Raw genomic sequence first — 13513 nt, forward strand, 5'->3', positions numbered from 1 at the left:
CCCGGCGAAGGCCCGTGCGGTTCCCCCGGGATACGCGAGATGGGTCACATCCCCGACGGAGACCGGCCACCCATCCACCCGACGTCTTACCTGCATACACCACGTTTATGTACGGCTCGCGGTCGACCCCTCACCCTACGCGACACCGACAGATGCACCTATGGTCGGTTTTGGCCTTGCCTTTCGTGGCAGGAGTCACCCGACCCGCCGTACGCGGCGGGTCTGTCCTTGTCCCCGTCGAAAGGCAGGCGAGCGGAATCTTGCCGACCGTCGCACCCACAGCACCCGTCGCATCCGAGTCACCGGCCCACCCCGGGCCCACCGTCACCGATCCCGAGCTGATCAAACGTGCCGTCAAGGCCGCCGCGCTCGGCAACGCGATGGAGTGGTTCGACTTCGGCGTCTACAGCTACATCGCTGTGACGCTCGGCAAGGTCTTCTTCCCCTCCGGCAACTCCACGGCCCAGCTGCTGTCCACCTTCGGCGCCTTCGCCGCGGCCTTCCTGGTCCGCCCGATCGGCGGCATGGTGTTCGGCCCGCTGGGCGACCGCATCGGGCGCCAGAAGGTGCTCGCCCTCACCATGATCATGATGGCGTGCGGCACCTTCGCGATCGGCCTGATCCCGTCCTACGCGACGATCGGCGTCGGCGCGCCGATCCTGCTGCTGGCGGCCCGCCTGGTCCAGGGCTTCTCCACCGGCGGTGAGTACGCGGGCGCCACCACCTTCATCGCCGAGTACGCGCCGGACAAGAGGCGCGGCTTCTTCGGCAGCTGGCTGGAGTTCGGCACGCTCGCCGGATACATCGGCGGTGCGGGCCTGGTCACCCTGATGACGGCGCTGCTGTCCAGCGACGACCTGCTGACCTGGGGCTGGCGCGTGCCGTTCCTGATCGCGGGCCCGATGGGCATCATCGGCCTGTATCTGCGGATGCGCCTGGAGGAGACCCCGGCCTTCACGGCGGAGGCCGCCAAGTCGGGCAAGGACCACCCCAAGGTGCCGCTGCGCGAGATGATCACCGGCCAGTGGCCGGCGCTGCTGCTGTGCATGGGCCTGGTGCTGGTCTACAACGTCACCGACTACATGCTGCTGTCGTACATGCCGAGCTATCTCACCAGCGAGCTGAAGTACAACGAGACCCACGGTCTGCTGGTCGTGCTCGGTGTGATGGCGCTGATGATGGTGGTGCAGCCGTTCGCGGGCGCGCTGACCGACCGGGTGGGCCGCCGCCCGGTCATCGCCGCTGGCTGCGCGGGCTTCCTCTTCCTGTCCATCCCGGCGCTGCTGCTGATACGCCAGGGCAGCCTGCTCGCGGTCGGGCTCGGCATGGCGGCGCTCGGTCTGCTGCTGGTCTGCTTCACGGCCGCGATGCCCGCGGCGCTCCCGGCGCTCTTCCCGACCCGGGTCCGCTACGGCTCGCTGTCCGTCGGCTTCAACATCTCCGTGTCCCTCTTCGGCGGTACGACGCCGCTGGTGGTGACGGCACTGATCGGCGCGACCGGGAACATGATGATGCCCGCGTACTACATGATGGGCGCGGCCGTGATCGGCGGCGCCGCGGTCTGGTTCATGGCCGAGTCGGCGGGCCGCCCGCTGCCGGGCTCGGCTCCCGCGGTGGAGCGCGCGAACATCTGAGCCCACACGGGGACAGGGCTCGGGTTCTCCCAGGGGCCGTGACCGGCAGCGTGCCGGTCACGGCCCTTCTGCATGCGCCCCCCCGCCCGCTGTCTGCGCCCTGGGCGCCCCGCCGCCGCATGCGCCTCGGAGTCCCGCCGTGGCGGCCCTCCCGCGGCAAGGGGCACGGCGTCCGGAAAATGCCCTGACAGCCCGCCTTGCCCCGGCTATATTCCTTAGCGAGGCTAGTTAGACGGTCTAACCAGTCACGAAAGGGACGGTGCATGAGCACAGCGCAAGAACTCTGGGACGGCGTCGACACGTACTTCACCACGCTTCTCTCCCCCGCCGACGAGGTGCTCGCCGCGGCCCTGCGGGACAGCGAGGCGGCCGGACTCCCGCCCATCAACGTCGCGCCGAACCAGGGCAAGCTGCTCCAGCTCCTCGCCCAGCTCCAGGGGGCGCGCCGCGTCCTGGAGATCGGCACACTCGGCGGATACAGCACGATCTGGCTGGGCCGGGCACTCCCCGCGGACGGCAGACTCGTCACCCTGGAATACGACGCCACCCACGCGGAGGTGGCCCGCGGCAATCTGGCGCGGGCGGGCCTGGACCGGATCGCCGAGGTCCGTGTCGGCCCCGCGCTGGAGTCGCTGCCCAAGCTGGCGGAGGAGCACCCGGACCCGTTCGACCTGGTCTTCATCGACGCGGACAAGGCCAACAACGCGCACTACGTCGAGTGGGCCCTCAAGCTGACCCGCCCGGGCAGCCTGATCGTCCTGGACAATGTGGTGCGCGGCGGCCGGGTCACCGACGGGGGCAGCGACGACCCGGGCGTCCGGGGCACCCGGGCCGCACTCGAACTGATGGCATCCCACCCCAGGTTGTCCGGCACGGCGGTGCAGACGGTGGGCACCAAGGGGCACGACGGCTTCGCGCTGGCACGGGTGCTGGACTGACGACAGCCGCGCCCCCGCGGTCTCCGCCTCAGGGACCGCGGTCTCCGTCTCGTGGAAACGCGGTCTACGTCTCGTGGAAGAACCCCACGTTGACACTGCGTGGCGCGGTGCGGTCCCGGATGACCACTTCGCCCGAACCGCCGCGTGGAAGCGGGACCGTACCGCCGTAGGCCAGGGGCTGCGCGGGCCCTCCCGCCAGGGCCAGCAGCACCTCGGAGGACGGCTCGGCCAGGGAGCCGCGCAGCCAGCTCACCTGCCAGCCACCCTCCGGACCGCACAGGAATTCGAGGTGGACGCGCGAGACGAACAGCCAGTCGTCCGGGGTTGCCAGTCGGCACACGGAGGCGTCCCGGCCCACCCGCAGCACGGTTCCCGGGTCGCTGGGCGCGTCGGCCATCAGCATGCCGGCCGTCGCCCCGGCGTCCGCCCCGGAGACCGAGGCCATGGTGAGTTCGAGCACGTGCGCTCCTCCTGGGTGCGGCACTTCAAGTGTCGTACGGGCAAGGCCGGTTGGCCTTCCGGGGCGGAATGATAATTGGCGCGATCGCCGCGCCGGGTGACGTCCGGCACAATGGAGCCATGACCGAGCGCAAGCCTCCCGGCGTCAGCTTCGAGTCTTTCGTGGACAAACAGATCCGGGACGCCCAGAACCGCGGAGCATTCGCCGACCTCCCCGGTGCGGGGGAACCCTCGCCCTCGGTCACCGACACGGTCTACGACGAACTGTGGTGGATCAAGCGGAAGATGGCCCGCGAGGGGTTCGCCGTCCTGCCGCCGACGCTGGCCCTGCGCAAAGAGGCCGAGGACACCCTGACCGCGGCCATGGCCGCACCCTCCGAGCAGGCGGTCCGGCGGATGCTGGAGGGGCTCAACGCGAAGATCCGCGACATGATGTTCAAGCCGCCGCCCGGCCCGCCGCTGGGCCTCAAGCCGTACGACATCGAGGATGTCGTACGGCAGTGGCGCGAGACCCGGGCGGGCGGCTGAGGAGTTGCTCTCCCGCCGGGTGAAGGGGCGGTCCCGGACCCAGCGGTCCGGAGCCGCCCCTTCCGCAGCCGGTCTCACAGATTGAGCAGCCGCTCCACGGTCACGCGGTAGTCGCGCAGTGCGAGGCGGAGCTGTTCGGTGTCGGCACCGGCGGGTGTCTCGTCGCCCGAGCCCTGGCACGAGGCCTTCAGGGTCCGCCGCCGGGAGGCCACGGCCTCCGAAAGCCGGGCGACGACCTCTTGGGCCACCTGATCGGCCTCCTCGACCGCGTCCCGCGGCTCGTCCACGAATTCGCCGATCGCATGCCGCAGACGCTCCGCGAACCTGTCGCACTCGTCCCGCGGCAGCAGCCGCACCTGACCGGCGGCACCCTCGGCCCCGGCCGCCGTGGCGCCTCCGGTTCCGGCCGCCGCGGCCCTGCCGGGTCCGGCCGCCGCTCCGCCGGGGGCCTCCTTGTACCTCATGCCGGCCTCCGTGCTCCGGCCGGTCTCCGGCGCCATACCGGTGTCCGGCGCCATACCGGTGGTGTGCGGTGTCATACCGGTGTCCGGTCCCGTACCGGCGGCCTCGGGATATGTCTCCCGGGAGCGCATATCGGCTTCCTCCCGGTATCCGACACCCGCGGTCCGTACATCGGAGGCGTCCCGGGGGTCGGTCCCCTCCGAGCCTATGTCCCTCCGACGCGTGGCCCCTTCGGACCGTATGTCGGCCTCTACGCCGTCGGCGTCCCGGCGTTCGGGACGCCCGGGTGGCACCTCGCCCTCGGCCCTGCGTTCGTCGCCCCTGTCCGCCATCGGATCCCTCATCGTCCTCAACTCCCCTTCGCATGCTGCCTGTGCAGGCCCCACGGATGGCGCGCCGGTCCCTGACCGCGCCCGGCGCTGTGCTCCGGAGCCTGCTTCCCGGCCTCGGCCCGCGGTCGGCGCGCGGGGGCGGCGAGGTCCTCGAAGAGCGCGCGCGCCTCCAGCAGTGCCTCCCGCATCTCCTCCGTGTGCGTGCCGCCGTCAGCGGACCCGCCGGTCTGGAACCGGGCCACCTGGTGCAGCCGCCGGTAGCCCTGGACATGACCGGCGTGGTGGACGGACAGCGCGTCGAGCTGCTCCTCGTAGCGACCGCCGTCGGGGAAGCCCACCGCGCCCGCCAGTTCGGCGAGCAGCCGGTCAGCCTCGGCCACGGCATCCGCCGGGGAGTCGACAAACCGCTCCTGGACGGCCGTCCAACGGGCCGTGTAGCGCTCGCGCTCGGCTGCCCCGAGGGGCTGTTCCCGCAGCGAGCCGTACGTGTGCAGCCGTTCGGCGAGTTCCCGTTCGGCGGCCTTGGCGTCACCGTCGTGCCGGGCCACAGCGCGCTCGTACTCGGGCCCGAAGCGGCGCCGCAGCCCCCGCCCGCCCCGCGCACCCCGGACACGCGGGAAGACGGCGGCCGCGCCCGCGACGGCGGCCGCCACAATCACAATCACGATCAAAGCGATGATCAGGCCAGTGGACATGGATGCCTTCCGCTCTCCCGGCCCGGCGGGCCGTCTTCCGCCCGGGTTGCCCGGAGGACGGCCGCCAAACGAGCCGCGCCATTCCCGGCCACCGCGCCGCCCTCGCGGCGGAGACGGGAGAGGCCTGGAGATGCCTGGGGAGGCGGGAGAAGCGCGGAAGGACGCGGAAGGGCGCGGACGCCTAGAGAGGCCGGCCGGGGGTTCTGGTGCCCGTGCCGTCGTGCGGGCGTTCCGCGTCGCAGCCGCACATCTCGGCGTTGAGCTCCCGGACCAGGCTCCGCAGATCGGTCGGGCGGTCCGGGCCCCACCAGTCGCCGAGCAGTTCGGCCAACGACTCCTCGCGCGCCCGGTACAGCCGGTCGGCGACCTCGCGGCCCCGCTCGGTGAGCAGCAGGTCGAGGCCCTCGCGCACCGCGAGCCCCTCCTCCTCCACCTGCCGCGCGGCCTCCAGGATGACGTTCAGCGGGACCGTGCTGCGCTCGGCGAGGACCGCGGGCTCGGCCCAGCCGTACTTCTTGATGCGCAGCAGCAGCCAGCTCGCGCCGGGCAGCAGGTCGTAGCCCGCCCGCTGGGCGATCTTCTGGTAGATCTCGCGCCGCCCCTCCCGCGAACCGAGCACGGACAGCGCCCGGCACACCTCGTCGTACGACGAGCGCTCCACCGGGTTGCTCGCCAGGGTCTCCGTCACGTCCGGCGCCGTCACCGAGCCGCGCAGGCTGTCCTCGCGCAGGAACCAGGCGAGGACGAAGCCGAGCAGGGCGACCGGGGCGGCGTAGAGGAAGACATCGGTGATGGAGGAGGCGAACGCCTGGAGGACGGCGGGCCGCACACCGGGCGGCAGGGCCGCGATGCCACGGGGGTCGGCCTTCAGGGAGTCCGGGGTGATGCCCGCCGGGAGGGGGTGTCCGGCGAGTGCCGTGGACAGTTCGACGCCGAGACGGCTCGCGAAGATCGCGCCGAAGACGGCCACCCCGAAGGAGGCGCCGATGGAGCGGAAGAAGGTGGCACCTGAGGTGGCGACACCCAGGTCCCGGTAGCTGACGGCGTTCTGCACGATCAGGACCAGCACCTGCATGACCAGGCCGAGCCCCAGGCCGAAGACGAAGAAGTAGACGCTCATCTCGGCGGGGCTGGTGTACTCGTTGAGCTGGTGCAGCAGCAGCAGACCGATCATGGTGACCGCGGTGCCCGTCACCGGGAAGACCTTCCAGCGGCCGGTGCGGCTGACGATCTGGCCTGAACCGGTGGACGACAGCAGCATTCCGGCCACCATCGGCAGCATGTGCACCCCGGACAGGGTGGGGCTGATGCCCTGGACGACCTGGAGGAAGGTCGGCAGATAGGTCATCGCGCCGAACATCGCGAAGCCGACGATGAAGCTGATGACGGCGGAGAGGGTGAAGGTGCGCACCCGGAAGAGCTTCAGCGGCAGTACGGGTTCGGCGGCCCGCTGCTCGACGAGGACGAAGGCGACGAGCATCGCCGCGCCGACGACCGCCAGGCCGACGGTCTGCGGTGAGTCCCAGGTCCAGGTGGTGCCGCCGAGCGAGGCGATCAGGACCAGGCAGGTGGCGACGGCGGCGATGAGGAAGGTGCCGAGGTAGTCGATGACATGGCGCTCCGACTTCCTCGGGATGCGCAGCACGGCCGCGATCACAGCGAGGGCGACGATCCCGACCGGCAGATTGACGTAGAACACCCACCGCCAGCTCAGATGCTGGGTGAACAGTCCGCCGAGGAGCGGTCCGAGCACGCTGGTGGTGCCGAAGACGGCACCGAAGAGCCCCTGGTAGCGGCCCCGCTCCCGGGGCGGCACGATATCGCCGACGATCGCCATCGAGAGCACCATGAGCCCGCCGCCGCCCAGCCCCTGCACGGCCCGGAAGGCGATCAGCTCGGGCATGTTCTGCGCCGTGCCGCACAGCGCGGATCCGACCAGGAAAATCACGATCGCGCCCTGGAACAGCTTCTTGCGGCCGAACTGGTCACCGAGCTTGCCCCACAGCGGAGTGGCCGCGGTCGAGGCGAGCAGATAGGCGGTGACCACCCACGACAGATGCTGAAGGCCGCCGAGGTCGCTGACGATGGTGGGCAGCGCGGTGGCCACGATCGTCTGGTCGAGGGCGGCCAGGAACATGCCCAGCAGCAGCGCACCGATGGAGACCAGGACACCGCGGTGGACGATCTCGTCGGGGGGCACGGGGCGCCGCCCGGCGAGCAGGCCGATGGGCCCGCTGCCGGGAATGTCCGCCCCGGCCGCACCCACCGCCTCAGCCGCTCCGGCCGCACCCTCCGCGCCCGTCGCGCCCTTCGCGTCCGCCACCTCCCTGGTCTCGCCCGTCCTGCTCTCCGCGTCGCTGCTCATGAAGGGCCTCCCGTGGACGGTCGTCGACCTCTGCGGACCTCGTCCATCGTGCATCTCCCATCGTGGGCGGTGTGCCCCGTTATGGCCTGTTGAATACCGGTTGGAAGCGGGGCTTCCGGGGGCTACCGGGAGATTGTGTGAGAGAGATCTGCATAATTTCTGGAATTCGTCGGGGAGGGGACCCACGCGTGACCGGATCGAACGAACGGGCCTGCCCGGAGTGCAGAGCACCGCGGCGGCCGGACGGCACTCCATCCTGCGGATGTGCCAGGCGGGCATCCGAGGCGCTGCGGGACGCCCGCACGGCGGAGGCGGCAACGGCGGGGGACTTCGACCCGCTGCTGATTCGGCCGTATGTGGACCTGGGGGGCACACCGCCGCGCCCCGGGCGTCCCACGACGGCCGGGGGGTCCTACGGCCGAACGGCTGCGGGCGGGGCGCGCGGGCGCGGAGACGCGAGCGGGACGCGCGGGGACACGGGCGCGGCGCCCGGGCGCGGGGAAGTGACCGCGCCGGACGGTACATTGCGCCGTCCGGCGGTACCGGGGCGGGGCGCCGGGCCTGCGGACGGGACGACCTCGATGCCGACGGCGTCCGGGACCACCCCGACCACCCCGATACCGACAGCCTTCGGGACTGCTCCGATCCCGGCCTCCGGGACCGCCCCCATTCCGCCGGGCTCCGGGACACCTCGGCCCGGGAGCCCGGCGGACGAGACCGCCCTGCTGCCGCATATGACAGAGGGAGCCGCCCGTCCCGGGACCGCCGCGGCGGGCGGAACAGCGGGCGGGGCGCCGGACGAGACCATGCGGCTGGGTGCCGTACCGGCCGGACCGGAGAAAGCCCCGCGCCCCGGGCCCGTCCCTGGCGGTGGCCCCGGAGCCGGACCCGGCGGCGGCCCCGACGAGACCATGCAGCTCGGCGCCGTACCGGCCGGACCCGCGAGGGGACCGAGGGCCGCACCGGGCGGGACCGCGGACGAGACCATGCGGCTGGGCGCCGTACGGGCCGGCCCCGCCGCACCGGGCTGCCCAGGCAGCCCGACCGGCCCGACCGGCCCGACCGGTCGTAAGCGGCGTACCGTGCTGCTGGCCGCCGGGGGTGCGGTCGCGGCGATGGCGACAGCGGCGGCCCTCACCGGGTGGCTGCTCTCGTACCACGCGCCGCAGCGGGACGACGCGCTGCCCGGTGACGTGCGGGCGAGCGTCCCCGAGGAGTCGTCGCACAGCGCGCCCGCGGCGCCCGAGGCCACACCGCCCGTGTCGGCGTCCGCCACCCGGCCGGTGGCCCCGCCGAGCGCGAGCCCGTCGCCCTCACCCTCGCCGTCGAGCGCGTCACCGACGCCTTCGGCCACCCCGTCCCCGAGCCGCTCGGCGACCGCGCGGCCCACACCCTCCTCCTCGCCGAGCCAGAATCACGGCGGCCAGCAGCTGCGGCCGCAGGTGCTGCGCCCCGGCGACGAGGGCCCCGGGGTGCAGGACCTCCAGTGGCGGCTGCGCAGCCTGAACCTGTATCTCGGACCCGTCGACGGTGAGTACAACGGCCAGGTGGAGTACGCGGTGCGCGTCTATCAGCGCGCCCGCGGGGTCACCCAGGACGCGCCGGGGGTCTACGGACCGGAGACGCGGGCCATGCTGGAGTGGGAGACCGGCGGCGGTTGACGCTTCCGGCCCGCTCAGCCGATGTGCAGCCGGACCGTTGCCTCCGGCAGGGCCTCCACACGCACCTCGGTGAGGTCGCCCACCAGGGCGTCGGGGTGGTGCAGACCGGCCCGGGGGCCGACGCCGACCACCCGCATCCCGGCAGCGCGCCCCGCCGCGATACCGGCACCAGAATCTTCGAAAACGATGCAGTCGCCCGGGTCGACACCCAGCTCGGCGGCCGCCTTGAGGAAGCCCTCGGGGTCCGGCTTGCTCGCGCCCACGCTCTCGGCGGTGATCCGCAGTTCCGGCAGCCGCAGGCCCGCCGCGGTCATCCGCGCGGTGGACAGCGCCACGTCCGCCGAGGTCACCAGGGCGTGCGGCAGTCCGTCGAGGGAGGCAAGGAACGCGGCGGCGCCGGGGACCTCGATCACGCCGTCCAGGTCGGCGGTCTCCTCGGCGAGCATGCGGGCGTTGTCGGCGTGGTTCTGCTCCATGGGGCGGTCGGGGAGCAGGACCGCCATCGAGGCATGGCCCTGGCGGCCGTGCACGACCTTCATGACCTCGTCGCCGTTCAGCCCGTGCCGCTCCGCCCAGCGCCGCCAGCAGCGTTCGACCACGGCATCGGAATTGACGAGGGTGCCGTCCATGTCCAGCAGCAGGGCGCGGGCGGTGAGAACGGTGGCCGTCATCGGCATGGCTCCAAGGCGCTGGGAAGGGGCCGGATACGCCCCGGAGGGACAAGGCGGCCCCGCCCGCCGGTCAGGGGTGGCGGGCGGGAGCCACTTTGTTCCCCCACGGTACAAAATGATGAGCCAGGACGCCAGCGCCCCCCCACCCCCAACCCCCGGCGGGACCACCCAGGACAGGGCCGCCCCGCGGAACCACCCGGAACGGACCGCCCCCGCGGCCCCCGTCACGCCGCCACGGCCTCGAAAAGGCTCCACACCCCGAGCCCGAGCATCAGCAGCGCGGCGATCTTCGTGATCAGCTTCAGCGGCACCCGCTTCATCAGCGCCCTGCCGCCGACGATGCCGAGCCCCGCGACCGCCCACAGGGCGAGGACCGCGCCGAGGCCCACGGAGAGCGGGTCGTCGTAGCGGGCCGCGAGGTTCGCGGTCATGATCTGGGTCAGGTCACCGAACTCGGCGACCAGGATGAGCATGAAGCCCGCCGTGGAGACCTTCCAGAAGGTCTGGTTCTCGGGCCGGCGGATCTCCTCGTCGTCCTCGTCCTTCTTCAGCAGCAGCACGGCGGCGCCACCGAGGAACAGCACGCCGGTGACGGCGTGCACGATCTGCTGCGGCAGCAGGGTCAGCAGACTGCCCGCCGCGACGGCCAGCACGACATGCAGCAGGAAGGCGGCGGCGACACCGGCGAAGACGTACGAGGCGCGGTAGCGGGTGCCGAGGACGAGTCCGGCCAGAGCCGTCTTGTCCGGCAGTTCGGCGAGGAAGACGACGCCGAAGACAAGCGCCAGGACGGTGATGCTGATCAAGATTCCTCAATCGGTCGGGGCCACCCCGCCGAGAGTGCGTGATCTGCGCGGACACCTCGGCACGGCAGCACACGGATCACCCCTGCCATGGGGCACGGGTGTGCACTGCTTGCCGAAGGTCTCGCTGGCCGGTCCTCAACCGAGGATCAGCCTCCGGGCGCCGGCTCAGACGTGCTGAGCAGTGTGTCGACGGTCCGGCGAAGAGCTACTCCCCTTCTGCGCCCTCCATGCTACGCGACCGCCGTACGAGACCCCCGGTCCCGTAAGCCATGTCACACCCCTTGTCGTGTCATGAACGCGTCATTAAGTTCTTACCGCAGGCACACCTTCCGGCCATGTGGCCCCGCGACGGTGTGCTGGATCGAACCTCAACGCCCCCACCCCACATGGGAGTTCACATGACCAGGTTCTACGCGCGTGGACGCCTCAGCGTACTCGCGGCCCTCACCGGACTCATAGCCTCCGTCGGGCTGTTCAACGGTCCGACCGCCTCCGCGGCCCTCCCCACCCCCGTCAGCGGCGCCACCGCCCGCGGCTACCTCGCCTCGCTCACCGTGGCGGCGGAGAACCGCACCGGCTACAGCCGCGACCTGTTCCCGACCTGGATCACCATCAGCGGCACCTGCAACACCCGTGAGTACATCCTCAAGCGCGACGGCTCGAACGTGACCACCAACTCCTCCTGCGCGGCCACCGGCGGCAGTTGGTACTCCCCCTACGACGGCGCGACCTGGACCGCCGCCTCCGATCTCGACATCGACCACCTGGTCCCGCTCGCCGAGGCCTGGGACTCGGGCGCGAGCAAGTGGACGACCGCCCAGCGCCAGGCCTTCGCCAACGACGTCACCCGCCCGCAGCTGCTCGCCGTCACCGACAACGTGAACCAGGCCAAGGGCGACCAGGACCCGGCCACCTGGATGCCGTCCCGGGCCGACTACCGCTGCACCTATGTGCGGGCCTGGGTCCAGGTGAAGTACTACTACAACCTCTCCGTCGACCCGGCCGAGAAGACCGCGCTCCAGAACGACCTGTCCGGCTGCTGACGCCTTGACCGGTACGGACCGGCGGCCCGCATGGGACCGACCGCCGGTCCCCCGCCCCATCCCCTCCCGATCCCCCCCCATCTCCTCCCGATCCCCCCATCCCCTCCCGCCCCCTCCCCTCCCGCCCGGTTCGTTCCGTACCGTACGGGGCGACGAAGGAGGGGATCGCGGTGGCGGAACTGCGCCTGGGACCACTGCTGAGATACGCGGACGGCGAGTCCGCGACGGTCTGGGTGGAGGCGAGCCGGCCGTGCACCGCCGAGGTGCTCTGCGCCTCCGGCGCCCGCGGCACCGCCCGCACCTTCCAGATCGCCGGACACCACTACGCGATCGTGCCGGTGACCGGACTCGCGCCGGGCAGGGCGGAGACGTACGAGGTCCTGCTGGACGGCACCGCCGTATGGCCGCTGCCCGGCTCGCCGTTCCCGCCCTCCGTCCTGCGCACCCCCGACCCGGAGACGGTCCGCGTCACCTTCGGCTCCTGCCGCTGGGCCGCCCCGCCCGCGGGCGGCAAGGACCCGGTCGGCCCCGACGCGCTGGACACGCTGGCGGCCGGGCTCGCCGCCGACCCGGACAGCGAACCGCCCGACGTACTGCTGCTGTTGGGCGACCAGGTGTACGCGGACGAGACCTCCGACGCGATCAGCGACCGGATCGCCGCGCGCCGGGGCCTGGACGACCCCCCGGGCAGCCAGGTCGCCGACTACGAGGAATACACCTGGCTCTACCGGGAGTCATGGCTCGACCCCGAGATCCGCTGGCTGCTGTCCACGGTCCCCAGCCTGATGGTCTTCGACGACCACGACCTCATCGACGACTGGAACACCAGCGCCGCCTGGCTCACCGGAATGCGGGCGACCACCTGGTGGCGCGAGCGGCTGCTCGGCGGCCTGATGGCGTACTGGGTCCACCAGCACCTGGGCAACCTCTCCCCCGCCGAGCTGGCCGCGGACCCGCTCTACGCCGCCGTGTGCGCGACCCCGGACGGCACGGACGTGCTGCGGGCGTACGCGGCCCAGGCGGACACCCACCCCGAAACGGTCCGCTGGAGCCACCGCCGTGACTTCGGCCGCGTCCGGGTGGTGATGGTGGACTCCCGGGCGGCCCGGGTCCTCGACGAGGACGGGCGGGCGATGCTGGATCCGGCGGAGGCGGAGTGGTTCGAGGAGCAGGTGCGCGGTGCGCGCGACGGCTGCGACCACCTTCTGATCGGCACCTCGCTGCCCTGGCTGCTGCCCCGGCTGGTGCACGACGCCGAGACCTGGAACGCCCAGCTGTGCCGGGGCGTTCGCGGCGACCGCTGGGCCCGGTTCGGTGAACGGCTGCGGCAGAAGGCCGATCTGGAGCACTGGTCCGCCTTCCCGGAGTCCTTCAGAGCCCTGGCGGACCTCGTCGCGGAGGCGGCCACCGGGCCGGGGGCACCGGCCGGGGTCTATGTGCTGTCCGGCGATGTGCACCACGGGTACCTCGCGGAGCCCGTGTGGCCGGACCGCTCCCCGGACGCCCGGATCCTCCAGCTGACGTGCTCCCCAGTCCACAACTCCGTACCGCTGTCGATACGGCTCGGCTTCCGTTTCGGCTGGAGCCGACCGGGCCGCGCCCTCGGCCGCCTTCTGCTGCGGCACGGACGGGCCGCACCCCTCGGCTTCGAGTGGCGCCGCCGGGGCGGCCCCTGGTTCGGCAACCAGCTGATGACACTGACCCTGCGCGGACGTTCCGCTTCACTGCGGGTCGTCCGGGCACTCCCGGACGAGACGGGCACGGACGGCACTGGCGCGGACGGGACCGGCACCGGCACCGGCGGAACGGGCGCGGCCCGGCTCGAGACCGTACGGGAGTCGACCCTGACGCCACCGGGGGAGGCATGATGAGGCGCACCGTCCGCTTCCCGCGCCCGGTGCCCCGCCCTGCGCCCCCAC

At 72.2% G+C, this 13513-nt stretch carries 12 protein-coding genes; 6 read left to right on the plus strand and 6 right to left on the minus strand.

Features of this window, described 5'->3' with window-relative positions:
• Positions 1-260: 260 nt before the first annotated feature.
• Together ACIHAA_RS15865 and ACIHAA_RS15870 are read left to right on the plus strand one after the other, a co-directional pair.
• Positions 261-1634, plus strand: a complete 1374-nt coding sequence (locus ACIHAA_RS15865) for an MFS transporter (RefSeq protein WP_399817289.1) — start codon at positions 261-263, stop codon at positions 1632-1634.
• 263 nt (positions 1635-1897) lie between these two features.
• Positions 1898-2572: an O-methyltransferase gene (locus ACIHAA_RS15870; protein WP_399817290.1), complete on the plus strand. Its 675-nt coding sequence runs from the start codon at positions 1898-1900 to the stop codon at positions 2570-2572.
• Positions 2573-2636: 64 nt separating this feature from the next.
• Here ACIHAA_RS15870 and ACIHAA_RS15875 read toward each other — a convergent pair whose 3' ends face one another.
• Positions 2637-3032 (minus strand): hypothetical protein, encoded by a 396-nt coding sequence (locus tag ACIHAA_RS15875; protein WP_399817292.1) that lies wholly within the window; start codon positions 3030-3032, stop codon positions 2637-2639.
• Between the two features lie 119 nt (positions 3033-3151).
• Between ACIHAA_RS15875 and ACIHAA_RS15880 the strand changes: the two genes are divergently transcribed.
• Positions 3152-3559, plus strand: a complete 408-nt coding sequence (locus tag ACIHAA_RS15880; protein ID WP_399817294.1) for a DUF1992 domain-containing protein — start codon at positions 3152-3154, stop codon at positions 3557-3559.
• Between the two features lie 74 nt (positions 3560-3633).
• Here ACIHAA_RS15880 and ACIHAA_RS15885 read toward each other — a convergent pair whose 3' ends face one another.
• The 3 genes from ACIHAA_RS15885 to ACIHAA_RS15895 form a co-directional block, all read right to left on the minus strand.
• On the minus strand, positions 3634-4023 hold the full coding sequence (locus tag ACIHAA_RS15885) for a hypothetical protein (protein WP_399817296.1): 390 nt from the start codon (positions 4021-4023) through the stop codon (positions 3634-3636).
• A 347-nt stretch (positions 4024-4370) separates the two neighbouring features.
• A complete protein-coding gene (locus ACIHAA_RS15890) occupies positions 4371-5048 on the minus strand; it encodes a hypothetical protein (RefSeq protein WP_399817298.1) in 678 nt (225 codons plus the stop codon).
• Positions 5049-5229: 181 nt separating this feature from the next.
• A complete protein-coding gene (locus tag ACIHAA_RS15895; RefSeq protein WP_399817300.1) occupies positions 5230-7413 on the minus strand; it encodes a DHA2 family efflux MFS transporter permease subunit in 2184 nt (727 codons plus the stop codon).
• A 734-nt stretch (positions 7414-8147) separates the two neighbouring features.
• Between ACIHAA_RS15895 and ACIHAA_RS15900 the strand changes: the two genes are divergently transcribed.
• Positions 8148-9074 (plus strand): peptidoglycan-binding protein, encoded by a 927-nt coding sequence (locus tag ACIHAA_RS15900; protein WP_399817302.1) that lies wholly within the window; start codon positions 8148-8150, stop codon positions 9072-9074.
• Positions 9075-9088: 14 nt separating this feature from the next.
• Here ACIHAA_RS15900 and ACIHAA_RS15905 read toward each other — a convergent pair whose 3' ends face one another.
• Positions 9089-9751 (minus strand): HAD-IA family hydrolase, encoded by a 663-nt coding sequence (locus tag ACIHAA_RS15905; protein ID WP_399817303.1) that lies wholly within the window; start codon positions 9749-9751, stop codon positions 9089-9091.
• Between the two features lie 218 nt (positions 9752-9969).
• Positions 9970-10551 (minus strand): TMEM165/GDT1 family protein, encoded by a 582-nt coding sequence (locus tag ACIHAA_RS15910; protein WP_399817305.1) that lies wholly within the window; start codon positions 10549-10551, stop codon positions 9970-9972.
• A 398-nt stretch (positions 10552-10949) separates the two neighbouring features.
• Here ACIHAA_RS15910 and ACIHAA_RS15915 point away from each other — a divergent pair, with 398 nt between their 5' ends.
• Together ACIHAA_RS15915 and ACIHAA_RS15920 are read left to right on the plus strand one after the other, a co-directional pair.
• Positions 10950-11594 carry an HNH endonuclease family protein gene (locus ACIHAA_RS15915; RefSeq protein ID WP_399817307.1) on the plus strand — a complete coding sequence of 215 codons (645 nt, stop codon included), beginning with the start codon at positions 10950-10952 and terminating at the stop codon, positions 11592-11594.
• Positions 11595-11764: 170 nt separating this feature from the next.
• Positions 11765-13462: an alkaline phosphatase D family protein gene (locus tag ACIHAA_RS15920; protein WP_399817309.1), complete on the plus strand. Its 1698-nt coding sequence runs from the start codon at positions 11765-11767 to the stop codon at positions 13460-13462.
• Positions 13463-13513 lie beyond the last annotated feature (51 nt).

Origin of the sequence: Streptomyces sp. NPDC052040 (genome assembly GCF_044548405.1) — a bacterium.
GTDB lineage: Bacteria > Actinomycetota > Actinomycetes > Streptomycetales > Streptomycetaceae > Streptomyces.

Excerpts from the sequence above, each read along its gene's own strand:
- ACIHAA_RS15870 (WP_399817290.1), top strand. The coding sequence starts at position 1,898 with ATGAGCACAGCGCAAGAACTCTGGGACGGCGTCGACACGTACTTCACC.
- ACIHAA_RS15880 (WP_399817294.1), top strand. The coding sequence starts at position 3,152 with ATGACCGAGCGCAAGCCTCCCGGCGTCAGCTTCGAGTCTTTCGTGGAC.
- ACIHAA_RS15885 (WP_399817296.1), bottom strand. The coding sequence starts at position 4,023 with ATGAGGTACAAGGAGGCCCCCGGCGGAGCGGCGGCCGGACCCGGCAGG.
- ACIHAA_RS15890 (WP_399817298.1), bottom strand. The coding sequence starts at position 5,048 with ATGTCCACTGGCCTGATCATCGCTTTGATCGTGATTGTGATTGTGGCG.
- ACIHAA_RS15895 (WP_399817300.1), bottom strand. The coding sequence starts at position 7,413 with ATGAGCAGCGACGCGGAGAGCAGGACGGGCGAGACCAGGGAGGTGGCG.
- ACIHAA_RS15900 (WP_399817302.1), top strand. The coding sequence starts at position 8,148 with ATGACAGAGGGAGCCGCCCGTCCCGGGACCGCCGCGGCGGGCGGAACA.
- ACIHAA_RS15905 (WP_399817303.1), bottom strand. The coding sequence starts at position 9,751 with ATGCCGATGACGGCCACCGTTCTCACCGCCCGCGCCCTGCTGCTGGAC.
- ACIHAA_RS15915 (WP_399817307.1), top strand. The coding sequence starts at position 10,950 with ATGACCAGGTTCTACGCGCGTGGACGCCTCAGCGTACTCGCGGCCCTC.